The organism is Porphyromonas bobii, from assembly GCF_943169685.1.
Classification (GTDB): Bacteria; Bacteroidota; Bacteroidia; order Bacteroidales; family Porphyromonadaceae; genus Porphyromonas; species Porphyromonas pasteri.
Genome location: NZ_CALPBU010000001.1, coordinates 370,604 through 396,772 on the forward strand (window position 1 = coordinate 370,604; position 26,169 = coordinate 396,772).

The window sequence follows — 26,169 nt, forward strand, 5'->3', positions numbered from 1 at the left end:
AGCTCGTATTAATGAGCAGCCTTGAACTGCTCAAGGAAGCGCACGTCATTCTCTGAGAAGAGACGCAGGTCGCTGACTCGATACTTGAGGTTTGTGATACGCTCTACACCCATACCGAGGGCATAGCCGCTGTACTTACGGCTGTCGATGCCACAGTTCTCCAGTACGTTAGGGTCGACCATACCGCATCCGAGGATCTCAACCCAGCCCGTGTGCTTACAGAAGTTACAGCCCTTACCGCCACAGATGTTGCAGGAGATATCCATCTCTGCCGATGGCTCCGTGAAGGGGAAGTAAGAGGGGCGGAGGCGAATCTTCGTGTCGGTGCCGAACATTTCCTGAGCGAAGTACAGCAGTACCTGCTTGAGGTCAGCGAACGATACGTTTTGGTCTACATAGAGAGCCTCCAGCTGATGGAAGAAGCAGTGTGCGCGGTAGGAGATGGCCTCATTGCGATATACGCGACCTGGGCAGATGACACGGATGGGAGGCTCTGACTCCAGCATCGTGCGAGTCTGTACCGAGGAGGTATGGGTACGTAGGAGCGTACCAGGGACATTGCGCACGAAGAACGTATCCTGCATATCACGTGCAGGATGGTCTTCGGCGAAGTTGAGGGCAGAGAATACATGCCAGTCATCTTCGATCTCAGGTCCTTCGGCAATAGAGAAGCCAAGGCGTGCGAATATGGAGCAGATCTCCTGCTGAACGATGGTCAGCGGATGGCGTGAGCCTAATGGAGTGGGGTAAGCCGTACGTGACCAGTCGATACCCAGACCTTCGTCATCTCCACCAGAGCTCAGAGAAGCGCGTAGCTCGTTGATCTTGTCCGTAGCCAGCGTCTTGAGGGCGTTGAGGAGTTGGCCGACCTGTCGCTTTTCTTCGTTAGGGACGGTCTTGAATTCGTCGAAGAGCTGGGAAACGAGCCCCTTCTTACTGATATATTTGATGCGAAGGTCTTCGACTTCCTGCTCAGAGTGTGCCGTCAGTGCTTGTAGCTCGGCAGTGAGTTGTTGTATTCTTTCTTGCATGAACTAATACCCTTTATTTTGAGGTGTAAAGGTAGTGAATTCCACGGAGGTGGCTTGTGGGCCAGGGCTCCCTCATCAAAATCTCCTCCTCACCTGCAAGCCGTATTGAGGCTGGGCTGATTTACAGTCGACTATTGCTCTGCAAGTGAACAACGATTGGCTTGGGGGCAAACCACTATTTGTTTCACATCCGAACGAATAGTCGTTTGGATATGAAACCACTACTGATTCGATGGCAAACAACTATTGCTATCGCTTTGACCCTCTACCGTTTCGCACATGCTCTCTGGTGGCTCTTCTTTCCCATAGCATAGCTATATAGGAGACTGTTGCCGAGAGTCCCGCCCCTACTTGTTGTGCAAGGCATCGCATGCCCAGCTCCCCGAAATGCCTCTCCGAAGAGATACACAAGCCCTTCGCCTTATCGCGAGTATTTCTCTTATTCAGCCGTGGGAAAAGCATCGTTCTCGTGAAAGGAAAAGCACCTTCACGTAGTGGTTTTCCCCTATCTACGCACGTAGTCTTAAAGACCAGGCACGTAAATCCAAATATCCACGTACGTAGATATTAGAGCCACGTACGTAGCCCAAACTTATCTGCCATTCGTCCACAACTTTTACCCCTACGCGGAGCAACGACCTAATATAGGTCACTTCACAAAGCTATATAGTAATCAGCACAAAGCTATATAGTAATCAGTGCAAAGCTATATAGTAATCAGTACAAAGCTATATAGTAATCGGTGCAAAGCTATATAGTAATCGGTGCAAAGCTATATAGTAATCGGTGCAAAGCTATATAGTAATCAGTACAAAGCTATATAGTAATCAGTGTAAAGCTATATAGCATTCTTCGCCATCCTATATAGCTCTACCTCACACATCCATATACCTATTGAGACCATTGCGCAAGACCACCTCTTCATTACTCGCACCTCCTTCCCTTGAAAATCGGAGTCTTTAGGCTAAGAAGTTCGAAGGAGAAAAGTGCAAGCTGTGAAGAGACGGCCTTGCGCAATGGTCTCAAGTAGATGCTTGTCTAAGGCGTAAGGATAAAATTAACGGGGCAGGGAGGGATCCATCCTCTCTGCCCCGTTGGCTTTATTGGTAGCTCCCCAGTCGACAGCGGTGATGCTGGCGAGCTGAAGAAGTGATATCGAGTACCTCTCTTAGTGGGTGGGGTTCTGGGTCAGCTTACCTGGGTAGGCATCGATAGCATTCTGTGGGATGAAGTATACCACACGATAGTCTGTGGGGGCAATGTCCTCACGCTGGTGATGAGCTCCAGGGTAGCGACGTACGAGTGAGCCTCCGTTGCGGAATACATCATAGCTACGCTCAGCTTGGAAGGCGAGTTCCAGCTGGCGCTCCTTGTCGATGCGCTCGGATGCGTTCGTAGCATCGAGGCTGGCATAGGCGGCACCAGGGATAGAGCGTGTGCGTATGATATTGAGGTCCGTGAGTGCTGCGCTATAGTTCCCGAGCTTAGCTTCTGCTTCAGCTCGGTTGAGGTACACTTCGCCGAGACGAGAGATGACAGGCGAGTGCAGGTGGCTATTCTCACCCTCACGGGAGCACTTCGTGATGTAGAACATCGGGTAGGCTCTGTTGAGCTTGATATATAGGTCGATTACTCCTCGGTAAGTCTTCCCCTTATAGGTGATGCTGTAGATCTCTTGATTTGCATCTATCGCAGTCAAGGTGTAAGACTCCGCCTGCCCCGAATCCTTGGCTTCCTTGGCTATGATCTGACCATTGGAGCGAGTGATGGGGAGCTGCACGTAGTTGAGGTCTCCTGACTCTTCGCTCTTGATGAAGCGGAATACCTCCGTCTTCTCAGGTGCGTACACGGGCTCAATGAAGGCGGCACGAGCATCTACGATACGAGTGCTGGTAGGGCGGAAGTCATTTCGTCCCGTCTCATCAAGTAGGGCAAGGTACTTAGCGCTGGCGTACATCTCGCCCCAGCCCATACCTCCGATATTGGCATACATACCACCGACTCCATAGTAGTGGTCGTAACCAGAGTATTCAGAGGCCAGACGGCGGACAACGAAGATGGACTCCTTGTTGCTCTCAGGAAGGAGCTGATTGTACTTCATGAAGTCTTCTCGATTGAGGAGCGAATACTTCCCACTCGAGATGACCTTCGTGGCATACTCGGAGGCCAGCTGAGCATACTGCCTATTGGGCTGCTCATAGGTGCCACTCATATAGAGGTAGAGGCGGGAGAGCAAAGCCTGAGCTGCACCCTTGGATGCATAGAAGGGCGTACCTGAGCGCTCGGGCAGGAGCGTCTCAGCCTGCTTCAAGTCTTCAATAGCCTGTGCATAGGTCTCTGCTACGGTAGCACGGTCGGGGAGCGTGAACTTATCGAAGACGTCCTTGGGGGCACTCTTGATGATAGGTACACCGAGGTTCTTCTCTGGGTCCTGATAGTAGGGGCGGCCATAGGCTCTCACGAGGTAGAAGTAGAGGAAGCCACGCACGAAGTAAGCTTCTCCCACATGAGCCTTGACTTCCTCGTCGGTGGAGGTGCCATAGAGCTCGATAATGTTCGAGGCCTGAATGATAGCCTTGTAGCTATTATCCCAGAAGGCCTGTAGGCGGTAGTTCTGTGGGGTGCGGTTGAAGGAGATGAACTCAAAGAAGGCATCTGTCGAGGCGCCACGTATCATGATGTTGTCCCCCGCATACTCGCCGCAGCGATGCATGACGTCACTCCAGGTCTTGAGCTGGGCATACATCCCGTGGGTCATCCCATCGATAGCCTCTTCTGGATGCTCGAGGATACGCTGGCTGGACATGCTCCCCTTGGGCTCTCTGTCAATATTGCAGGCTACCAGTAGGCAGGAGGACACCAGTAGCATTAGTATCTTATTCATATCTGTATCGTGTAGCTAGAGTGAGAGGTTGAGCCCGAGGACGAAGCGACGGACAGGAGGATAGACGCTGATGCCCGTCGTCCCCATGACAGAGCCATCGGAGGCGGGAAGCTCGGGGTCTACTCCTGAGTACTTCGTCAGGGTAAAGAGGTTCTCAGCATTGAGGTAGATACGGAGGTTCTGTACCTTCAGCTGAGGAAGGGTGAGGTTGTAGCCAAGGCTGAGAGTACGTAGCTTGAAGAAGGAGTTGTCCTCGAGGTAGCGAGAAGAGGCCTTGTTACCGTTATCCTTGTTGTTGTACAGGGCGCGTGGGTGAGTGGCGACGTCGCCCTTCTTCTGCCAGCGTGACCAACCCTTCTGCAGTGACATCTGATTGCGGTCGGTGTAGGTGAGGTCAGAGTCGAGCTCTTGGCGAGAGTAGTTGTAGATCTGTCCACCGAGAGCATAGCCGAACGTAGCCGAGAGGTCGAACTCCTTCCAGCGGAGGTTCGTCGTGATCCCCCCGAAGACCTTAGGTGCAGCAGAGCCCAGCTTGTAGTACTTGGCTTCAGCGTAGTTGCTGGTCGTGACGCGCTCTCCGTTAGTCCCTTCCTTATACCACATGGGGCGCCCGTCATCAGGATTTACTCCAGCCCACTCAGGCATGTAATAGGTGTCGATAGGAGAGCCTATCTCGAGGATGCGGGAGGCAGAGCCAGCGATATCGCTCCCGTCACCGATGATGACAGGCTTGGCGATGTACTGCCCTGAGGGATCATACTGACGGAAGATGTCGGTGAGCTTATTGGCGTTGTGTCCGACGTTGAGGTCAAGGCTCCAGGTGAGGTCCTTGCTACGGATGATATCACCACCGATAGCTACCTCGATACCCTTATTGGCCATCTTACCGATGTTACGGTAGATGTGAGTCACACCTGTGAGGCTGGTGACGGGTACATTATAGAGGATGTTGTCGGTCTTCTTGGAGTAAAGATCAAGGGTAAGGCGTAGGCGGTTTGACCAGAGCGAAGCGTCAAGCCCGATGCCCGCAGTATAGGTACGCTCCCAAGTAAGGTCATTATTCCCGATCTGAGAGATGAGCATACCGGGCTGAGCGTTGTAGCTGGATGCTATCGAGTAGAGGTCATACTGGGGGTAGAGGGCGGATGGACGGTTACCAGCCGAGCCATAGGAGGCGCGGAGCTTCAGCTGGTCGAAAGCCTTGATCCCAAACCATGATTCGCGGTGGATGCTCCACCCACCACTGATAGAGAAGAGGGTACCATACTTGGCTCTTGAACCGAGGTTGGAGGCACCGTCACGGCGGATAGATCCTTCGAGGAGATAGCGGTTGTCGTAGCTATAGCGAGCATTAGCGAAGACGGACTGTACTGCCCATTCAGCGATCCCACCCTTAGCCTTCTCGGGCTTAGCGGTGATGTCCAGTACCTCAAAGCCTGGGACAAAGCCCGTCCCGTTGGCGCTGGTTGACTTACCCCAGTAGTCGTTGAACTCATAAGCAAGCAACCCATTGAGGTTATGCAGGCCCCAGCTATTATTTGTGAGGAGCTTCTGGTTTGAGTAGCGACGAGCTACTTGTCCATGATACTCGGTGATACGACCTTGGACGCTCTCTCCACCATTGGAGCGAGGATCTTCGTAGCCGTGACCCGTGCTGTGGACGTACTTGTAGTTATTGACTGAGGAGAAGGTGAGCCAAGGTGCGATACGAACGTCGAAGTCAAGGTTACCCATGAATTCGTAGTAGCTCCCATCATAGTGGTTCCACTGCAGGTCACGGAGGTAATTCGTGCTGTTGCTATTTACCCATTCTGAGTATTTGTGGGGGACAAGCTTCCCCCCAGCGTCGTATGGGCTATCCCAAGGGAGCATCGAGTACATTGCAGAGATAGAGTATTGTCTATCCTCAGAGTTCTGCATTGCTCCGCTGATCATAGGACGAATCGTGAGCCAGCTGAGAGGCTTATAGCTGGTCTTCAGACGGAAGTTGTAGCGCTTGTAGTCAAAGCCCTTGACAGCACCCTTCTCATCATAGTAGCCTAAGGAGAAGAGGGAGTTCATCGTTTCGCTCCCCCCTTGTAGGGTGAGGTTATAGTCCTGAGAGACGCCGGTGCGTGTAGCCAGCTTCCACCAGTCGAAGTTGTCATTGCGTAGGGCTGGTTTCCATCGAGGGAAGGGGATGGTGCTGGCATTGCCTGTGGAGGCAAAGTAGTCGTAGAGTTCGGCTCCATTCATCATGTGCAGGTTGCCATTGGTTAGCTGGCTGATACCAGTGCGCATAGAGACTGAGGTGCGGAGCTTGCCCGAGCGGCTACTCTTGGTCGTGACTACAACGACACCGTTTGCTCCAGCAGAGCCATAGATCGCTGTGGAGGCTGCATCCTTGAGGATCGTGAGGCTCTCAATGTCCTGAGGGCTGAGCTGACCAGGGTCATCACCCACGATCACACCATCGATGACCCAGAGGGGGCGTGTGTTCCCGTTGAGGGTGGCTTGTCCACGTATCACCACGGCTGCGCTCGAGCCAGGGCGTCCTGATCCAGGTGCGACATATACGCCAGGGGCCTTGCCATTGAGGAGGTTAGAAACGGAGGGAGTAGTGATGTCCTTGAGTTTGCTGGCTTTAAGGTTAATCATAGCTCCTGTGAGGCTCTCCTTGCGCTGTGTAGTATAGCCGACGACGACGAGCTCACCGAGGGTCTTGGAGTTCTCTTTTAGCTGGATGACTTGATCCTTCTCTATCGCCTGGATCTCTAAGGTTTCGTACCCGACGCAGGAGATGATCAGTGTCACCCCTGGGGAAGCAGACAAGGTATATCCACCATGCTTGTCGGAGATGCTCCCGATACGTTTGTTGCCTTTGATGCGGATACTTGCCCCGACGATGGGCTCTCCAGTCGTAGCATCCACGATGTGCCCGCGTATCTTACCTGCTACTTGGGTGAGTGTGACAGGACTTGACGACGGCTCTTGCTCTATGGCTGCATTTGCCGCAAGGGGCATGGAGCAGAGGGTGAGCAGGGAGACAACGAGTGTACTCCGTAGCCGAGCCTGACGAGAAAGTGGTCTTTCGTTCTTCATTCTTCAGCGTTTTTATGGTTGGTGTAATGCTTTCTGGAGGGTAAATATAGGTCATTTCTATAGGATAGACGAGGTCTCTAAGGTGATTTGATTTAATAAAATAATGAAGGAAATCATTAGCTTATCTTCCAGCTTCTTACCTTGTATAGATGAAGCCATATATAGGGGTAGATTCTATCCATAAATGGACCTCCCTCTCTTCTTGAGCCTGCAAGAAGGAGGTATAATATTGTATTGGGAAGAGCTGACTACCACTGAGTGGTCGGAGGCTTTTTCTTCTGAGGTGGAGAGCACTATTTTAGAAGGGGAATATTGACCAGTACTGGTCACTGAGTTGACTACTACTGGTCGCGACGCTGAGCAGTACTGGTTGCTTAGGGTGACCAGTACTGGTTCGATCATCGACCAGTACTGCTTCAAAAAGCATCACTCGGAAGACCGCTTAGGAATAGGGGAGAAGCCCACCTTATTATTAGTACCTTTGCGACCTATAATAGATAAGCTTGATACTACTCTTGGACGAAAAGAATCTTACAACCCAAGGGCTTCGCTTCACCGTCGTAGGAATGAACGATGAGCAATGCCCCCTCTTCTCCCCCGAAGTACAGCAACTCATCGCTCAGCATCGAGTCTTCTCGGGGGGGCGTCGCCACCGCGAACTCGTCGCCGATATACTTCCCGCAGGTGCTGTATGGATCGATATTATTGTTCCCCTCAGTGCGGTCTATCAGGAGTATCGTGCCTTAGACGAGCCCGTGTTGGTCTTTGCTTCTGGTGATCCGCTTTTCTTTGGCTTCACTACGACACTCATGCGCGAGTTCCCTGGGCAGGTCGCACAGACCTTCCCCTCCTTTAGCTCTCTGCAGATGCTCGCACATAGCTTGCGCTTGCCCTACCATGATATGCGTGTCGTCTCACTGACGGGACGTCCTTGGCTGGAGCTGGATCGTGCTCTCATCGAGCGTGCTGCAAAGGTGGGAGTCTTGACGGATAAGAAGAATACCCCAGCGCTCATCGCTCAGCGGATGATCGACTATGGCTATACGGGCTATCAGATGCATATCGGGGTGCGACTCGGAGGGAGCCGAGAGGAAGTCTATAGCCTCCCGCTACATGAAGTTGTCGGACGAGAGTTCGGTCACCCCAACTGCCTGATCATTGAAGACCCACAGCCCACCGCATACGATGCTCCGATTGGCCTGCAAGAGCTGGATTTCTTCCCCCTCAATGGTCGTGTGAATATGATCACGAAGATGCCGGTGCGTCTGGTGAGCCTGAGTCTGCTCGAGCTTGAGCGACGTCGTAGCTTCTGGGATGTAGGCTTCTGCACAGGCTCGGTATCTATCGAGGCCAAGCTCCGCTACCCTCATCTCTTGGTGACCTCCTTCGAGGTGCGTCCCGAGGGGAAGGAGCTTATGGAGGTCAATAGCCGTCGCTTCCATGCTCCAGGTATTGACTATCATATTGGAGACTTCCTTAGCCAAGATCTTGAGTCGCTTCCCCGCCCCGAGGCCGCCTTCATCGGTGGGCATGGGGGGAAGCTCATTAAGTTTGTTGAGCGCCTCACTGCGCTTATGGGAGCTGATGGCGTGCTCGTCTTCAACTCGGTCTCAGAGGAGACACTGGCGCTCTTCCGCGAGGCCATCGAGCGAGTCGGTTGGCATATCTCCTATGAGACGCTCCTTATGGTCGATGCCCACAATCCTATCACTATCCTCCAGGCTAAGGGGAAATAGATATCAGCAGAGTAGATGCCGACACGTTGTAGCTATGGGCTCATAGGTCGCCCCCTGGGACACTCCTTCTCTCCTCGATATTTCTTGGAGCTCTTTGATCGTCTCGGGGTAGATGCTTCGTATGATAGCTACGAGCTCCAGCGGATAGAGGAGTTGCCCGAACTATTGGCTACTCATCCTTCGCTCCGAGGGCTGAACGTTACGCTCCCTTATAAGCGAGAGGTGCTTCGCTATGTAGACGCTTGCTCTCCCGAAGTGGAGCATCTGCAGGCTGCCAACGTACTTTGTATTGAGCGTACTCCTTCAGGAAAGCTCCATATCACCGCACATAATACGGATGTCTGGGGCTTCTACCACTCACTGGTCCCTCTTCTTGGCGAGGAGCGACCTCATACTTGGGTCTTCGGTACGGGAGGTGCGGCCTCTGCCGTACTCTATGCTCTTGAGCAACTCGGTATCAGCTATGAGCAGGTGAGCCGTACTCCTCAGAGCGGACAGCGCTCTTACGAAAGCTTGACAAGAGAAGAGGGGAAAGCGACCCCTCTATGGATTAATGCCACGCCCATAGGTCTTCACGAAGGAGAGTGCCTCCCCTTGCCCTACGAGGCTCTTGGGGAGTCTCACCTTTGCTATGATCTCATCTATAATCCCTCACCGACGACCTTCCTCCGTCGAGCCCTGCAGAGCGGAGCAAGAGCGAAGGATGGTCTCGAGATGCTACACCTCCAGGCCGATAAGGCTTGGCAGCTATGGACAGCGAATGAAGAAGAATAGATATGCCTTGGCCCTTGCGCTGGCCTTGGCCTCCTGCTCGACGACGAAGTACGTCGGGGACGGGAGCTACCTACTTACGAAGGTCACTATCCAAGTGGACTCCCTCGATCAGACAGAGCGGGAGCAGCTCGGTGACCTTGAGTCCTTCCTTCCACAACGCCCCAATACAAAGCTCTTGGGGCTCTTTGACTGGACACTTGGGCTCTATAGCTTGAGTAACCCGAAGAGTAATAGTTTCCTCAATCGTCAGCTGCGTAAGTGGGGAGATCCTCCTGTGCTCTATAGCGCAGAAGAAGCTGAGTTTGGTCGAGCCAACCTCACCGCAGCGATGTACAATATGGGCTACCTCAAGGCTCAGACGACTCTCCGTGTGGATACGACTAAGGCCAAGCGAGCTCGTCTGATATACACTATCACACCTGGTCGTCGTCTACGCGTAGGCCGCTTCTCAGAGTCCATCCAGGATAGCAGTATTGTCCAGCATCTTTACCCTCAAGATACACTCATCGAGAAGCGTCGCTTCCGTGGTGAGCGCTATCGCTCTTATCTCCACTCAGGTGCTATCCTCTCTCCTCAGAATATGCAGGCCGAGCAGGAGCGTATCACTCAGATTCTTCGTAATAGAGGCTACTATACCTTCTCTGGTGATAGTGTCCGATTCGAGGTCGATACGCTGGTGCCCTCGGATGTATGGGTACGTAGCGTAGTCCACTCGCCCGAGAAGACCTATCGCATCGGACGCGTGCGGATGCGTCAGATCGCTCGTCATGAGACGGGTGAGTCCCTGAAGCAGGCGCGTGATGGTATCAGCTTCGATCTTGATCCGAAGCACTATATCCGCCCCTCAGAGCTCGCTCGACGTATCTGGATCCGTCCAGGTGCACTCTACTCGATGCAGCATACCTCATCTACCTATACTGCTCTGAGCGAACTGCCAACCTTGCAGAGCGTCTCGATCCAGTACCACCCAGATACGCTCGCTACGGACTCTGCTGTCTTGGACTGTGACATTACCGCTGCCTCCACCCAGACGAAGAGTATCGGTGGGGATATTGTCGGGACGAACTCCTCAGGGAACTTTGGGGTGAGCTCTTCGCTGAACTTCCAAAATAGCAACCTCTTCCATGGTGGGGAGCAGCTCCACCTCCAGCTACGTGGTGGCTATGAGAGCCTCGGCGAGCGCCGCAATGACCACTTAAACTATGGGGCAGAGGCCTCGCTTACCTTCCCTCGTCTGCTCGTGCCCTTCCGCCACTCGAAGGGGCCATCGACGATCCTGTCTTCGACAAGCTTACAGGTGAGCTATGACCACCACCGCCGTCCAGAGTTCAGCCGTGATATCTTCTCCTTCAAGTGGGGCTATAGCTGGCACAGCCACTACACGCCCGCCTATCGCCATCAGCTGAAGGTCATCGACTTGGATTTCCTTCACTTCGGCTATATCAATGAGGACTTCCGTCGCTCGATGCCGCTCATCACTCAGATCTTGAACTACCGAGATCAGTTTGTCCTTGGGGCTTCGTACCTCTTCCGCTACAACTCGCTCAATGACTACCGCCTCTCGACTTCGCCTTGGGTACATAACCTACGCCTCTTCATCCAGTCGTCGGGAAGTCTGCTCTATGGGGTATCGGCACTGCTAAATAGGGAACGTGATACCTACGGGTCGTATCGCTTCTTCGAGACGAACTTTGCCCAGTTCGTCAAGGGGGAGATTGACTATAGTGGGCTTCGTAAGCTGAGTGAAGGGAATGCCTTTGCCTATCATCTGGGGCTGGCTGTAGCTTATCCCTATGGCAATAGTCAGTACGTGCCTGTTGACCTCCGCTACTTCGCTGGTGGCGCTAATAGCCTGCGTGGCTGGTCTGCGCGTAGCCTTGGCCCTGGTAGTATGCCTCGCTCAGCAAGCCAATCTATCTTCGATCAGGTCGGGGATATCAAGCTTGAGATGAATGCAGAGTACCGTATGAAGATCCTTGGTCCTCTCCAGCTCGCCCTCTTCGCTGATGCTGGGAATATCTGGACGATACGTGCCTATCAGAATCAGCCGCAGGGAGACTTCCAGTGGAACCGCTTCTACAAGGAGATCGCCCTGTCGAGTGGGCTGGGGCTGCGCTGGGACTTTGATTATTTTGTCCTCCGCTTCGATGTGGGGGCTAAGCTCCACGATCCACAGGTGGAGAATGGCCGTCCTTGGGTCATCACCTACCAAGAGCCAAAGCAGCTACTTGCCTTCAACATTGCTATTGGCTACCCCTTCTAATTCGTAGCATCTCGCGCTACGTACGGGCTAAAAGCAGAGCGTCGCATAGCTCCACCACAGTGGACTATGCGACGCTCTCTTATTAATATGGAGTAAGTTCCCTTGAACTACTTCAGTGCAGCGAGTGCAGCTTCGTAGTTGGGCTCCTGCGTGATCTCGGGGACGAGCTCGGTGTAGAGGATCTTGCCAGCCTCATCGATGACGACGACGGCACGTGCCAAGAGACCAGCCAGAGGACCATCCTGCTGCTCGAGGCCATAGTGCTCCGTGAAGCAGTTGTGGCGGAAGACTGATACGGGTACTACCTTGTCGAGGCCTTCAGCACCGCAGAAGCGTGACTGAGCGAAAGGCAAGTCCTTAGATACACAGAGGACGACGGTGTTGTCGAGCTTAGAAGCTTCGGCATTGAAGCGACGGACGCTGGTAGCGCAGACGCCTGTGTCAACGCTGGGGAAGATATTGAGTACGACACGCTGACCACGCAGATCCTCGAGGTGGATCTCACTGAGGTTCGTCTTCGTAGCCCCGAAGTTAGGAGCGGTAGTGCCTACGGCAGGCATTTCACCAGAGAGGTGTACGGTGAGGTCTTTTTTGAAAGTGACTGTTGCCATTGCTTGTTGTATTGTTTTTGTCTCCTTGCTAGAAAGGTAGGAGGGGGTTAGCTTATTTGCTCTTATAACTATCTGGCTGCCGGCTATGTTCACTCGAGCATGCGACTACAGTGCACGAAGCCAGCCATCTTCCAGACGTAGGACGAGGTCGAAGAGGCTTAGGCTCATGCAGTAGGTCACACAGTCTGCGAAGCCTGCTTGCTCTAGTCGTACATAGTGGTCACTACTTTTGATGTACTCTGTACGAGCATCGAGAGTCGCTGCGTGGTCCTGCCACAGGTCGCGCACCATACGGGTGGTATCGTCACCTGCGATTGCTCTCGCTTCTACGGTGAAGGCGCCTGCATAGAGCATATCCTCCATGGAGGCCTGTCCCTTCCAGCCTGCGGCGAGTACGACGACATCACGGCCGGAGCGCTGGCAGTAGTCGATGGTCGCACGCAGGTTAGTTAGTGCCCCGACGAGAATCTCCTCTGCACCATGCTCTCGAGCTATCGTGAGGGCTCGCGTACCATTGGTCGTCGTGAAGACGATCTCACGCCCGCTGACTAAGTCTGTCGTGTACTCTGCGGGATCATTGCCGAGCTGGGCGAAGTCACAGCGTACAACATTGCGTTCGGCCGCGATGAGTGCACCCAGACGTTTGCCTGTCTCCTCAGCCTCTTCGGTCGAAGCCACAGGGAGTATTCCCTTAGCTCCATGGGCAAAGGCTGCGACCATCGTGGTCGAGGCTCGGAAGATGTCCACGATGATGACGATACTATTAGGGCGGTGGTAGAGCGGATAGAGTTTAGGGGAGGGACAGAGATAGACTTGCATAGAGGATGATAAAATGAAGCTACCTCCCGCGGATGGTTTACCCACGGGAGGTAGCGATGTGTATCGAAGGTGGAGAGGGGTTAGATACCGAGCTCCTGACGGATGATCTGGATCTTCTCGAGGCAGGCGGCTTCAGCCGCGGGGAGGTCTTCCTTAGAAGTTACCTTCCCACGTACACCGATGTAGAACTTGATCTTGGGCTCCGTGCCAGAGGGACGGATAGATACCTTCGTCCCGTCAGCTGTCTTGTACTGGAGTACGTTGCTGGTCGTAGGCATATCGAGCGTGAAGACCTCGCCCTTGTCGAGCCAGAGGCCCTGGAGCTTGGCGTAGTCGAGGACCTCGACGACGGGGCTTCCTGCGAGAGTCTTGAGGGGATTCTCACGGAAGTTCTTCATCATAGCTTCGATCTCTTCGGCACCGCTCTTACCCTTGCGGACTACACTGACACCCTGGTCCTTGTAGAGACCATACTCTACGAAGACCTGCTGGAGGAGCTGGTAGATAGACATGCCACGGTCGGCTGCCCATGCAGCGAGCTCGGCGAACATGCAGCAGGCCGATACTGAGCTCTTGTCTCGGATGAAGTCCTCTCGGAGGAAGCCGTAGCTCTCTTCACCACCACCGATGTAGTTCAGCTTGCCTTCGTTCTTGCGGATGACGTCTGCGATCCACTTAAAGCCCGTGTAGCAGTCGAAGAGTATGACGTTAGACTTCTCTGCGATAGCACGGATGAGCTCTGTGGTTACAATGGTCTTGACGACGTAGTCGGTAGGCTGGAGGAGGCCAGCGTCTCGACGATTGGCGATGGCGTAGTAGGTCAGGAGGGAGCAAATCTCGTTCCCGTTGATGAGGACGATCTTACCCTCCTCGTTGCGTACTGCTACCCCGATGCGGTCTGCGTCAGGGTCGGACGCTAAGACGATATCAGCACCAGTCTCCTCGGCACGACGGATAGCCAGCTCGAGGGCTGCGGGCTCCTCGGGGTTGGGAGAGTGGACGGTGGGGAAGTTTCCGCTGACGACATCCTGCTCAGGGACGTTGATGATGTTCGTGAAGCCAATAGCACGCAGTGCTTCAGGAATGATGCGTACACCGGTACCGTGAATAGGCGTGTAGACGATCTTCAGGTCGTGGTGGCGTGCGATAGACTCCTTCTGGGGCGCAGAGAGTGAAGCGACACGCTCAATGAAGCGCTTGTCGAACTCTTCGCCGAGGAAGTGTATGAGCTCGGGGCGAGCTTCGAAGCGGATATCTTCAGCGCGCGTGATCTTATTGACCTCGATGATCGTGTTGCGGTCATGAGGAGCCAGCATCTGTGCCCCGTCAGACCAATAAGCCTTGTAGCCGTTGTATTCCTTGGGGTTGTGCGATGCAGTGATCATTACGCCGCTCTGGCAGCCCAGTTCACGAATAGCAAAGGATACCTCGGGCGTAGGACGAAGGCCCTCGAAGAGATAGACCTTGATGCCGTTAGCAGAGAAGACCTCAGCGGTGATGCGCGCGAAGACATCACTATTATTACGGCAATCATGGCCGATAGCTACCGAGATTTCGGGGAGGGAAGCGAAAGCCTGCTTGAGGTAGTTCGCCTGGCCCTGTGTAGCGGCTCCGACGGTGTAGCGGTTCATGCGATTGGAGCCTACGCCCATGATCCCGCGTAGCCCACCCGTACCGAACTCTAAGTCCTTGTAGAAGGCTTCGACGAGCTCCGTGGTATCTTCAGCATCGAGGAGGCGTTGTACTTCGGCGCGCGTCTGTTCATCGTATCCAGGTGTCAGCCAGCCTTGGGCCTTGGCACGTACCTGGGCTAAGAAGGTGTCTTGTTCCATGTGTCCGTTGGATGTATGATGAGAGTTGTATTCTCTAAATTGTGAATAACTACTAACAAAGATAAGACATTTCTAAGGGAAACGCTACGCCCCCACCTGGCGGATAGGTATCCGTAGGTGGGGGCGTAGTGATATGGTGTTAGCCTCTTCGGCTATGGCTTAGAGAGGGGAACCCGTCCAGCCCTTAGCTGAGAGAGCAGCATTGACAGCCGTGGTGAGGAGCTCGCCCTTAACCTTAAGGGTGCCACCTGAAGTCTGCAGTCTCTTGATCATCTTGATAAGATTCTCCTCAGAGATTGTTATGTTCTTCAGCGTGATGCTGGTTACACTCGCATTAGCTTTACTAACGATGTACTGTAGAGCCTGTGCTGCGGGGATGTTGTCAAATTCAACAGCGATAGCGCCAGCATTACTATCCTTCAGTACCACATTCGTTGCATTGCTGACAGCGAACTTGGAGAGGGTGGCGTTGCGGAATGTGATATCCTTCAGCTTAGGCTTGCTGCCGAGGTCTGCATTGAGCTTGATACCAGCGGTTGGTGCGGTTGCGTAGAGGACTTCCAGCTCCGTGCTCTTAGCGAACGTGAAGTTTGAGAAGAAGGGAGACTGGCAGAAGAACTTCTTCAGCTTAGGCAGATTGTCGAAGTCGCACTTACCATCCTGCAGGGTTGCAGTGCGCACGATGAAATTCTCGATGACGTTGTTAGCGGGAAGCTTGACTTCGCTGATGCGAGAGGCCTTCTCAGGTACAGAGCCAAAGGCATCCGTCATCTCGGGGAAGTTTGCGCCCAGCTCCCACGCACCAATTCCGAGGTTCTTCAGCTTATTTAGCTTGGTGAGGTCAAGGCTTTCGATTGAGTAGCCAGCGATGAGGAGGGACTCCAGGTCCGTCAGTCCAGAGAGGTCGATTGCCGTTGCAGTGGCCGTAGCAGAAGAGCTCTTTGATACAAGGATGAGGGTCTTCAAGAGAGGAGAAGACTTAGGAAGGCTGAGGTTTGTGATATCGTCGCTCTGGATCTTGAGCTTCTCTACGTTCCCATTGATACCGAGGAGGCCATTGGTGCCGACGGTATACTTCGTCTTGTCAGTAGCGTCCATCGTAGCACCGAGGATCTTAAGACCCGTCTGGGGCTCGATGTAGACCACAGAACCCGCAGGTACCGTGAGGACAGCCTGAGAGCTCTTGATCGCAGTGACATCCGCAGAGGCGTCAGTTGTGTTGGGGTCGGTAGATACTACTGGAGCGGGCTTGGGTTCATCCTTCTTGCGGCAGGATGTCGTCCCGATGAAGAGGCTGGCAAGTGCCAGAAGTGCAAGGGATTTCTTCATTTCTGTTAATGTTTACGTTTGTAAAGCGCTATGCGCCTGATGTTATCTTTTATCAAAGGCAAAGATAAATAAAATACTGACTTCGCAATAGCGTTGTCGCAAATGTGCCGCTCTATAGCCCCTGGGAGCTTAATGAAGCGCCGACTTCGACTTGTGTAAGCTCCTCCCTACACCTAATAAATTATATGAGTACGCGGGTAGAGCTATAATAGGATGACGAAGAAAGCTATATAGCTTTGGATTGATTCCTAATATGGCTTTGTGAAGTGACCTATATTAGGTTGTTGCTCCGCGTAGGGATGAAAAGTTGTGGACGAGTGCTAGGTAAATTTGGGCTACGTACGTGGATCTAATATCTTCGTGCGTGGATGTTTGGATTTGCCTACTTGGTCTTTAAGACTACGTACACAGACAGAGGAAAACCACTACGTGAAGGCGCTTTTTTATTCACGGGAATGATACTTTCTCTTCCTCTGAATAAGAGGAATCCGCGCGATAAGGCGAAGGGCTTGTGTATCACTTCGGTGAGGTATATCGGGTAGCTGGACGTGCGATGCCTTAGCACTCTAAATAGAGGTCAGGACTATAGGTAACAGTCTCTTTAGAGTAATGAAGATGCAGCATATAGGTCCTTACTACTGCGCACCTCTTATACGGAGGATCACCTGTCGGAGTGCGGTGTGAGTCGCTCCGTTGGGAAGAGGGTGGGAGAGCTGTGGATGATACGACGTGTCTCCACAGGGTGATATCGCATTCTGCCAGCCTTTTGCACGTCTCGGGAAAACCTTTGGCGAGCCTAGGTCGTTTCACTGATTTACGTTACCTTTGCGGATATAAGTAATCAATTCACTAAATTGAACTATTATGGCAACTGACAAAGAACGGTTACTGAGCGAATTCCCTGCCATTAGCACACAGGAATGGAAGGACAAGATCGTGACCGACCTGAAGGGAGCTGACTTCGAGCGTAAGCTCGTCTGGCGTACCAACGAAGGATTCAACGTCAACCCCTTCTATCGTCGCGAAGACCTCGAAGGTCTCTCTACCCCCAAAGTGATGCCTGCAGAGTACCCTTATGTCCGCTCCACGCGTATGGACAATGAGTGGCTCATCCGTCAGGACATCAATGTAAATGACCCCAAGGAGGCCAATGAAAAGGCACTGGATATCCTCAATAAGGGGATTACCTCGCTGGGCTTCAAGCTTCGTCGCGATCAGGTCAACAAGGAAACTCTGGCCATCCTGCTCAAGGGCATTATGCCCGAGGCTATCGAGCTGAACTTCTCTTGCTGCATCTCTGTAGCAGCTCAGCTCGCAGGCGAACTGGCCGCTTATCTCACCGAAGTAGGAGCCGATGTAGCACAGTGCAAGGGCTCGATCAACTTCGATCCCTTCAAGAAGCAGCTCGTCAAGGGTATATCTAACCCCCAGTGGGTGGCTATGTGCGCACAGCTCCTCGATGCTGTCCGCCCCCTGCCTCAGTACCGCGTCCTCACGGTCAATGCCCTCAACATCAATAACGCCGGTGCCTACATCTACCAGGAGCTGGGCTATGCACTCTCTTGGGGTGCTGAGCTCATCGACAAGCTCACGGAAGCAGGCTACTCCATCGAAGAACTGACGAGCCGTATCAAGTTCGTCTTCGGCGTAGGGTCCAACTACTTCATGGAGCTGGCTAAGTTCCGTGCTGCACGCTGGCTCTGGGCTGAGATCATCGGTGCCTACGGCGACCAGTATAAGGGTGACGCAGCTAAGATCCACATGCACGCTGTCACCTCTACCTGGAACAAGACGATCTACGATGCTCACGTTAACCTCCTTCGTACACAGACCGAAGCGATGTCAGCGACCCTGGGCGGTGTAGACTCTCTGACGGTACAGCCCTTCGATGTTACCTACCAGGAATCTGACAACTTCTCCGAACGTATCGCACGCAACCAGCAGCTCCTCCTCAAGGAAGAGTCTCACTTCGACAAGGTCATCGACCCCGCTGCTGGCTCCTACTATATCGAGCATCTGACGAACGCCCTCGCAGAGCAGGCTTGGAAGCTCTTCCTCGCTGTAGAAGAAGAGGGTGGCTTCGCTGCTGCTGTCGAAGCTGGTGGCGTACAGAAGGCGGTCAACGCCAGCAACGCTAAGCGTCACGCTGCTGTCGCTGCTCGTAAGGAAATCTTCCTCGGTACGAACCAGTTCCCCAACTTCACCGAAACGGCTGCACAGAAGGTCGCTCAGGCAGAAGTAGGTGGTCACAGCTGCGGCTGCGGTACTCCTTCGATCGAAGCTCTGAACTTCGACCGTGGTGCTTCCGAATTCGAAGCTCTTCGTCTGGCTACTGAGCGTAGTGGCAAGGAGGTCAAGGTCTTCATGCTCACGATCGGTAACCTCGCCATGCGTCTGGCTCGCTCTCAGTTCTCCAGTAACTTCTTCGCTTGCGCTGGCTACAAGGTCCTCGACAACCTTGGCTTCGCTACGGTGCAGGAAGGTGTTGACGCTGGTCTCGCAGCTGGTGCCTCGATCATCGTCCTCTGCTCGAGCGATGATGAGTATGCAGAGTTCGCTCCTGAGGCGTACAAGTATCTCGCAGGTCGCGCTGAGTTCGTCGTAGCAGGTGCTCCTGCTTGTGCAGACGACCTCAAGGCTGTCGGCATCGAGAACTTCATCAACGTGAAGAGCAACGTCCTCGAAACGCTCCGCCAGTTCAACCAGAAGCTTGGTATTAACTAATCGGTAAGGAGACAGAAGAAATGAAACCACAATTCAAGAACATAGATATTAAGTCTGCAGGCTTTGCCCAGACTTGCCCCGTCGAATGGGCTTCGAAGCAGGATAACAGCTCAGTATGGCGTACTGCCGAGCAGATCCTCGTCAAGCCTGTCTACACGGCGCACGACCTCGAAGGGATGGAACACCTCGACTATGCTTCCGGTATTCCTCCTTACCTGCGCGGTCCTTATAGCGGTATGTACGCTATGCGTCCTTGGACGATCCGTCAGTATGCAGGCTTCTCTACGGCTGAAGAGTCTAACGCCTTCTATCGCCGTAACCTCGCCTCTGGTCAGAAGGGGCTTTCCGTAGCCTTCGACCTCGCTACGCACCGTGGGTACGACGCTGACCACCCTCGTGTAGTCGGTGACGTCGGTAAGGCTGGGGTATCGATCTGCTCGCTGGAGGATATGAAGGTGCTCTTCGATGGTATCCCCCTCAACAAGATGTCCGTCTCGATGACGATGAATGGTGCCGTACTTCCTGTCATGGCATTCTACATCAACGCAGGTCTCGAGCAGGGTGCTAAGCTTGATGAGATGGCTGGTACGATCCAGAACGACATCCTCAAGGAGTTCATGGTGCGTAACACCTACATCTACCCACCCGAATTCTCGATGCGTATCATCGCTGACATCTTCGAGTACACGTCGCAGAATATGCCTAAGTTCAACTCGATCTCTATCTCCGGCTACCACATGCAGGAAGCTGGTGCTACGGCAGACATCGAGATGGCTTACACGCTCGCTGACGGTCTCGAATACCTCAAGGCTGGTATCGCTGCTGGTATCCCCGTAGATAAGTTCGCACCTCGTCTGTCCTTCTTCTGGGCTATCGGGATGAACCACTTTATGGAGATCGCTAAGATGCGTGCTGCACGCTGCCTCTGGGCTAAGATCGTCGGTCAGTTCAACCCTGAGAACCCCAAGAGCCTTGCGCTTCGTACGCACAGCCAGACGTCTGGTTGGTCGCTCACCGAGCAGGACCCCTTCAACAACGTAGGTCGTACCTGTATCGAAGCTATGGGTGCAGCACTCGGTCACACGCAGTCGCTCCACACCAATGCTCTTGACGAAGCTATCGCACTGCCTACGGACTTCTCAGCTCGTATCGCTCGTAATACGCAGATCTACATCCAGGAAGAGACCCTCGTATGTAAGGAGATCGACCCATGGGCAGGTTCGTACTACGTCGAAAGCCTTACGAACGAACTCATGCACAAGGCATGGGAGCACATCAAGGAAGTCGAAAGCATGGGTGGTATGGCTAAGGCTATCGAAACGGGTCTGCCTAAGATGCGTATCGAAGAAGCTGCAGCTCGTACGCAGGCTCGTATCGACTCTCGTCAGCAGGTCATCGTCGGTATCAACAAGTATCGCCTCGAGAAGGAAGATCCTATTGATATCCTCGAGATCGACAACACTGCTGTACGTGAGCAGCAGATCGCTCGTCTGAATGATCTGCGTAAGGGTCGTGACGAAGCTGCTGTCAAGGCTGCTCTCGAAGCTATCACCCACTGCGTAGAGACGAAGGAAGGTAACCTCCTTGACCTCGCTGTCAAGGCTGCAGCTCTCCGTGCTTCTCTCGGTGAAATCTCTGATGCCTGCGAAAAGATCGTAGGTCGCTATAAGGCTATCATTCGTACTATCTCAGGCGTGTATTCTTCAGAATCCGGCGAAGATCAGGACTTCATCAAGGCTAAGGCTCTTGCTAAGAAGTTCGCTGAAAAGGAAGGTCGTCAGCCCCGTATCATGATCGCTAAGATGGGTCAGGACGGTCACGACCGCGGTGCAAAGGTTGTCGCTACGGGCTATGCTGACTGTGGCTTCGACGTGGATATGGGTCCTCTCTTCCAGACTCCAGAAGAGTCCGCTCGTCAGGCTGTCGAAAACGACGTCCACGTGATGGGTGTCTCTTCACTGGCTGCAGGTCACAAGACGCTGATCCCTCAGGTCATCGAAGAGCTGAAGAAGCTTGGCCGTCCCGATATCCTCGTCACGGCTGGTGGTGTCATCCCTGCTCAGGACTATGAGTTCCTCTACAACGCAGGTGTTGCCGCTATCTTCGGTCCTGGTACCCCAGTAGCTTACTCCGCTGCTAAGGTCCTCGAGATCCTCCTCGGTGAAGAAGCCTAAGCAAGAGGCTCTTCTCTATCATTACTTTGGTAAAGGAAGCGCCAGACCTCATAGGAGGTCTGGCGCTCCTCTTTTTAATTAGCAACAGTATGAGCTCTTTGCTTATTCCCATTTATAAGTTGTTTATCTTTGGCTCGGTCTTTAGAGATTAAGTACTAATTATGAGACGAGAACAAATACGATCTGTGCTAGATATGGATGGAAGAAGTGCAAGAGCTTTTTTCATGGCAGGGGAGCGGTATTGTACTATGAGATTGCCTGCTCCTTTTTCTTTTGATCCTATTCTAAGGTTTGTACAAGATAGGATGGCTGATAAGAGATATCGGGAATGGAAGAAAGAGAAGCGTAGTGATCCGAGTCACTATGACTGCTCTAGCTACCAGATTCAGATAGCTAAGAATAGTCATCTTGCATATAGAACGATCTCTTTAGTAGACCCCTATCTGTATTACTTGCTTGTACGAGAACTTACTCAGGAAGAGAATTGGAAGATGATCCAGCAGCGTATGAAGGTGCTCAGCGTCGATTGGATAGAGCGCCTTGCAATCCCAGAAGAGTCTCTCCAGGATGATGTCTGTAGTACTGAGGAAGGAGAGCAAATCTCTAATTGGTGGGATCGCTTTGGGCAGCATTCGATAGAGCTATCTCTAGAGTACCGCTATATGCTTTGTGCAGATATTGCTGATTGTTATCCATCAATCTATACGCATAGCATAGCATGGGCCCTTCATGACAGGGAGGTTGCTAAGCGATCTGCTCAAGGAGATGAGAATGCGAAGGCTCTAACGAAGCTCGGGGATAGCATTGATAAGTATATACGTGAAATGCAATGTGGTGAGACATTGGGAATACCTCAGGGTAGTGAGGTGTTTGACTTCATAGCGGAGATTGTGCTAGCTTATGCCGATAGTCAGCTCAAAAAGGCATTGGATGAGAAAAAAATTGAAGGTATTCGGATCCTACGATATCGTGATGATTATCGCATATTTGGTAATAGTCTAGATGATCTCAAAGTAGTAACGATAGTGCTACATAAGATCTTGGGAGAGCTGCATCTTAATTTGAATGCTACTAAAACTTATATATCGGAAGATCCACTACGAGACTCTGTCAAGAAGGATAAATTGGCAAGAATTGAGCGAGGATTAGAGAAGAGGGATTACGCCCGTACGTCTATTCAAAAGCAACTACTTGTGATTCGAGAGTTCTCTGCAGAATTTCCGAATTCAGGTAGTGTTAGTATCCTTTTGTTTGAAGCGCTAAGGAGAGTAAGGGATGAGTATGGAAAAAGGAACGGTTTCCCTCGGGAAAATCTGAAGGTGTTAGTTACTATAACTGTAGACATCTTGATGGTAAATCCTAGGTGGTGCTATATCCTTATTACTATGTTGAGTTATTTCATTGATGAGTTATCAGCAGACGAGGAAGATGAAATTCTGAGATTGGTTATTAAGCGATTGAAGCAGATACCAGAAGGTGGGCACATTGAGATTTGGATGGGGTATCTGTTTTTGAGGCGTGGTAAGCCTCTTGTACAAGAGTATTTTTCTGAGCCGTTGTGTGCCTTTCTTGATTACGAAAAGAATACGCCTCAAGAGCTTTGGAAGATCAGTTGGCTTAAAGATATATATATAAAGGACTTTCCTTTAGAGTCTATCTGTGTATTTGATCCTGACGGTTCTAGAGTCATACCTGTCGAGGAGATCGAGTTATACAGGAGGAAGGTCCATTACGAAGTGTAATCCCTGCTCAGGACTATGAGTTCCTCTACAACGCAGGTGTTGCCGCTATCTTCGGTCCTGGTACCCCAGTAGCTTACTCCGCTGCTAAGGTCCTCGAGATCCTCCTCGGTGAAGAAGCCTAAGCAACTCCAATAAGGTAGCCCCCGAGGCTACGCTACTAAACGGCAGAGAGCCCCATCCACCGAAGTGGATGGGGCTCTCTTTTGGGCCTTTATCGAAGGAGGATCGCTTACTTCTTCAGTCGTGCGAGGATCTTACCTGCAGATTCTGAGAGCAGGACCACAGCACCAGCGAGGATCGCAGTATCCTTAATTACGAGGCGACCAGCACCAGAAAGGAAGGGGAAGCCATTGGCCCATTCGCCAGCAGTTAAGGCTTCGGGCGAAGCGTGTACCCATGTTTCGGGCGTGGTGATGAGGAAGCTCAGCGTCCCGAGGGTCATGATGATGCAGAGGAGCTCACCGATGATGCCGAGGTAGGGAGAGAAGAGCCCGAGGAAGACGAGGATACCGATCGTCATGATCAGGATACCGAGGCCGTGAGAGAAGAGGTAGGTACGGTTCTCTACATGCCAATCGTGCTTGGCCTGATTGTACTGACCTTCGGGCACCTTATTGAGGGTGTATTCCTTTACGGTCTTGCCTTCGTCGTTGGTCACCTTGTTATTGGCGTCCTTGAGGAAGAAGCTCATCAGCGGGCTATTTGCCACGAAGGGGATGATCCCATTGGCTTCGTAGTTAGCGAACTTCAAGCCACCGATCCATACGAAGATGATGAGGATAGCCACACGGATCAGTTTGCGTCCGAGGCCCCCGAGATTGCTCGCGCACTCCAAGAAGGAGATGAATGCTTTTTGCATTTTGTTTGAGTTGTTTGTTAGGTTGTTGTTAAAAGAATTGTCTGACTTACAAACCTGATGCTTCTTGGGAAAGTTCACACAGTGCAAGCTGGTGGCTGCTGAGAAGGCTTGGTTTTGGGGCGAAAGGACCTTCTGCTTCGGAGGTAAGGTATATACCTTTCGTTAGTGAGGAATATACCTTTTGCTCGTGAGGAATATTCCTCGCTGTCGTTGGGAATATACCTTTTACTCGTGAGGAATATTCCTCGCTGTCGTTAGGAATATACCTTTTGCTCGTTAGGAATATTCCTCGCTGTCGTTAGGAATATACCTTTTGCTCGTTAGGAATATTCCTCGCCGTCGTTAGGAATATACCTTTTGCTCGTTAGGAATATTCCTCGCTGTCATTAGGAATATACCTTTCGATCGTTAGGTATATACCTTTTGTCCAAAAGATTACTACCTTTGTTTGTAATCTAATCAATACCTCACCGCAAAGCCCCTCCTCCTTCCTTGAGGTAATGTTTCCGAGGGAAAATCTAATTCATGTTATGGCAAATAAACCATTACAATTTATCGTCGTCGATCGTAAGATCTCTGTCGGCAAACATGCTGGTAAGGTGATGCAAGTCGCTATACCTACCGGGCGCCATCGTATTGACTTCCGCAGCTTCTGCGAGCGAGTTGCCAAGTCCACCACCTTCAATCGCCAAGAGGTCGAAGCTGTCCTTAACTACGCTACTGAGATAGCGAAGGATATTGTAGCCAATGGAGATATCGTGGATTTCGGGGATCTCGGCTCGCTGATGCCTTCATTCAAGAGCAAGGCTGTAGAACAAGGGACGAAGTTCAATGCGAACATTCACATCGAAAAGCCCGTGGTACTCTTGAAGCCTTCGAGAAAGTACTTCACGCTCACCGATGTCAGCTATGAGCAGACAGAGCCTAAGACCAAGGCTGCAAAGTCAAAGCCCAAGAAGAACACGCCCGAGGGCGGCACGCCTTCTGAGGGCAACGGGCACGTAGGTATCTAAGCTCCGACGGCTAAGTCAAGACGCTTCGCCCCGCCTTCACGTGATGAAGGTGGGGCGAATGCCTTTGGTGGCAGGAGGAATCAGCTCCGTCGGGGAGCGGGAGTCGATGAACTACTGCAGGGCGTAGGGTGTTCTAAGAGTGCATGATGAAGATTATTCGCACGATTTATCATAAGACACGGCGCCTCATCGCCAATACGCCTCCGCTGCCGACGGAGCTATTTACTTTTCCTTTGGGCTTGACACTGGTCCTGCTCTTCCCGCCGGCTGTGGCGTGGATAGCAGTAGCCGCCTTGCTCACACTCTCTATGCTCCTCCTATGGTGTATGGGGGCGCTGTGGGTCAATCGCTCTGTCGTCGGCCGTTCGCTCTTTGTGCTCCTCCTGTGGGGTGGGCTTTTCCTGCTCTCCCCCGAGGACGTCATGGAGCATCCCTTAGGTGCTCAGGCGCTCCTTCTCATCAGCTATCTCATCAGTAGTATCGTCGTCGCAGCCTATCGTTGGGCAAAAGAGTACCTAATGAAAGGGCAAGGGCTCTGCATCCGTGGGCGAATCCTGCGTGTCGAGCGACTACGCTTCGAGCGCATCTTAGTCCTTTCGTCTCTGGCGGGACTGCTCTTCCAGGGGCTTTGTGCTCAGCTTTGTCCCGTAGAGCATCGTGATCTCCTGCACATCGCCTCGACCTTCATCGTCCTCTTCACGTGGGCGGTCTACACGATCGAGTGCATTCACCTCGTCTGGGTGCAACGTCGCCTCGATAATGAAGAATGGATCCCCGTGCTCAGCGATGACCAGCGCCCCATCGGTCGGGTGCCTAAGACGACTCCCGAGTATGAAGGCGGCCGCCTGCCAGTAGTTCGTCTCATCGCCTTATCGCGAGATATGATCTATCTGGAGCAGTCTGAGGCGCCATCACTCCCCGCTGCCTCTGGCTACGACACGCCATTCATCTCGTGGCTCACTGAGGGTAGCCGCCCTGACCAAGTAGCTCAGCGCCTCATCGACTTGCGCTTCTGTGGCATCCGTCGTGCGCGTCCCCGCTTTCTGCTGCATTATCACGAAGAGATCAATGGTCAGGCGCTCAGCGTCTATCTCTTCGCAGTGGACATCGCAGAGCCTGGTCAGCTGCTCATCGACTGTCTTCCGACGCGTGGCAGATGGTGGCCCATCGACCATCTGGCTCCAGAGATCGAGACGGGTGACTTCACTCGCTACCTGCGCTCCGAATACCCTTACTTAGAGCAGACGCTACTCTTGGCGCATCGTCTTCGCTCTTCATCTTCCCATTCTTAAGACTT

16 protein-coding genes are annotated in these 26,169 nt (G+C 52.6%); 8 read left to right on the plus strand and 8 right to left on the minus strand.

The window, feature by feature from the left end:
- Positions 1-8: 8 nt before the first annotated feature.
- From pheS to KO088_RS01550, 3 genes are all read right to left on the minus strand, one after another.
- Positions 9-1,031, minus strand: a complete 1,023-nt coding sequence (gene pheS, locus KO088_RS01540) for a phenylalanine--tRNA ligase subunit alpha (RefSeq protein ID WP_215493071.1) — start codon at positions 1,029-1,031, stop codon at positions 9-11.
- A 1,168-nt stretch (positions 1,032-2,199) separates the two neighbouring features.
- Entirely contained in the window at positions 2,200-3,915 is a 1,716-nt protein-coding gene (locus KO088_RS01545) for a RagB/SusD family nutrient uptake outer membrane protein (RefSeq protein WP_215493072.1), read from the minus strand.
- A gap of 15 nt (positions 3,916-3,930) precedes the next feature.
- Positions 3,931-6,996: a SusC/RagA family TonB-linked outer membrane protein gene (locus KO088_RS01550; RefSeq protein ID WP_215493073.1), complete on the minus strand. Its 3,066-nt coding sequence runs from the start codon at positions 6,994-6,996 to the stop codon at positions 3,931-3,933.
- Between the two features lie 566 nt (positions 6,997-7,562).
- Between KO088_RS01550 and cbiE the strand changes: the two genes are divergently transcribed.
- From cbiE to tamL, 3 genes are read left to right on the plus strand one after another with little or no spacing between them, the layout of a single operon-like run.
- The gene (gene cbiE, locus KO088_RS01555; protein WP_215493339.1) at positions 7,563-8,732 is read left to right on the plus strand and encodes a precorrin-6y C5,15-methyltransferase (decarboxylating) subunit CbiE; all 1,170 of its coding nucleotides are present in this window, start codon (positions 7,563-7,565) and stop codon (positions 8,730-8,732) included.
- A 15-nt stretch (positions 8,733-8,747) separates the two neighbouring features.
- A complete protein-coding gene (locus KO088_RS01560; RefSeq protein WP_215493075.1) occupies positions 8,748-9,506 on the plus strand; it encodes a shikimate dehydrogenase family protein in 759 nt (252 codons plus the stop codon).
- A complete protein-coding gene (gene tamL, locus KO088_RS01565; RefSeq protein ID WP_215493077.1) occupies positions 9,493-11,769 on the plus strand; it encodes a translocation and assembly module lipoprotein TamL in 2,277 nt (758 codons plus the stop codon). Before KO088_RS01560 ends, tamL begins: the two co-directional genes overlap by 14 nt.
- A gap of 107 nt (positions 11,770-11,876) precedes the next feature.
- Here the strand turns inward: tamL and tpx are convergent, their stop codons facing one another.
- The 4 genes from tpx to KO088_RS01585 all read right to left on the minus strand — a co-directional run bounded on the left by tpx (position 11,877) and on the right by KO088_RS01585 (position 16,360).
- Entirely contained in the window at positions 11,877-12,380 is a 504-nt protein-coding gene (gene tpx, locus KO088_RS01570) for a thiol peroxidase (RefSeq protein WP_060936113.1), read from the minus strand.
- Positions 12,381-12,485: 105 nt separating this feature from the next.
- Positions 12,486-13,199 carry a 2-phosphosulfolactate phosphatase gene (locus tag KO088_RS01575; protein ID WP_215493080.1) on the minus strand — a complete coding sequence of 238 codons (714 nt, stop codon included), beginning with the start codon at positions 13,197-13,199 and terminating at the stop codon, positions 12,486-12,488.
- Positions 13,200-13,279: 80 nt separating this feature from the next.
- Positions 13,280-15,031, minus strand: a complete 1,752-nt coding sequence (locus tag KO088_RS01580) for a phospho-sugar mutase (protein ID WP_215493082.1) — start codon at positions 15,029-15,031, stop codon at positions 13,280-13,282.
- A gap of 159 nt (positions 15,032-15,190) precedes the next feature.
- A complete protein-coding gene (locus tag KO088_RS01585; protein WP_215493084.1) occupies positions 15,191-16,360 on the minus strand; it encodes a hypothetical protein in 1,170 nt (389 codons plus the stop codon).
- Positions 16,361-17,224: 864 nt separating this feature from the next.
- Here KO088_RS01585 and mutA point away from each other — a divergent pair.
- The 3 genes from mutA (at position 17,225) to KO088_RS01600 (ending at position 23,000) form a co-directional block, all read left to right on the plus strand.
- A complete protein-coding gene (gene mutA / locus KO088_RS01590; protein WP_215493086.1) occupies positions 17,225-19,084 on the plus strand; it encodes a methylmalonyl-CoA mutase small subunit in 1,860 nt (619 codons plus the stop codon).
- 20 nt (positions 19,085-19,104) lie between these two features.
- Entirely contained in the window at positions 19,105-21,258 is a 2,154-nt protein-coding gene (gene scpA, locus KO088_RS01595; protein ID WP_215493088.1) for a methylmalonyl-CoA mutase, read from the plus strand.
- Between the two features lie 491 nt (positions 21,259-21,749).
- Entirely contained in the window at positions 21,750-23,000 is a 1,251-nt protein-coding gene (locus tag KO088_RS01600) for an RNA-directed DNA polymerase (protein ID WP_285814631.1), read from the plus strand.
- 229 nt (positions 23,001-23,229) lie between these two features.
- Here the strand turns inward: KO088_RS01600 and KO088_RS01605 are convergent, their stop codons facing one another.
- Positions 23,230-23,859, minus strand: a complete 630-nt coding sequence (locus KO088_RS01605) for a DUF417 family protein (protein WP_215493092.1) — start codon at positions 23,857-23,859, stop codon at positions 23,230-23,232.
- 530 nt (positions 23,860-24,389) lie between these two features.
- Between KO088_RS01605 and KO088_RS01610 the strand changes: the two genes are divergently transcribed.
- Both KO088_RS01610 and KO088_RS01615 read left to right on the plus strand, forming a co-directional pair.
- Complete coding sequence (locus KO088_RS01610; protein ID WP_215493093.1) at positions 24,390-24,872, plus strand: HU family DNA-binding protein; 483 nt, start codon at positions 24,390-24,392, stop codon at positions 24,870-24,872.
- Positions 24,873-25,015: 143 nt separating this feature from the next.
- Complete coding sequence (locus KO088_RS01615) at positions 25,016-26,164, plus strand: hypothetical protein (protein WP_215493095.1); 1,149 nt, start codon at positions 25,016-25,018, stop codon at positions 26,162-26,164.
- Positions 26,165-26,169 lie beyond the last annotated feature (5 nt).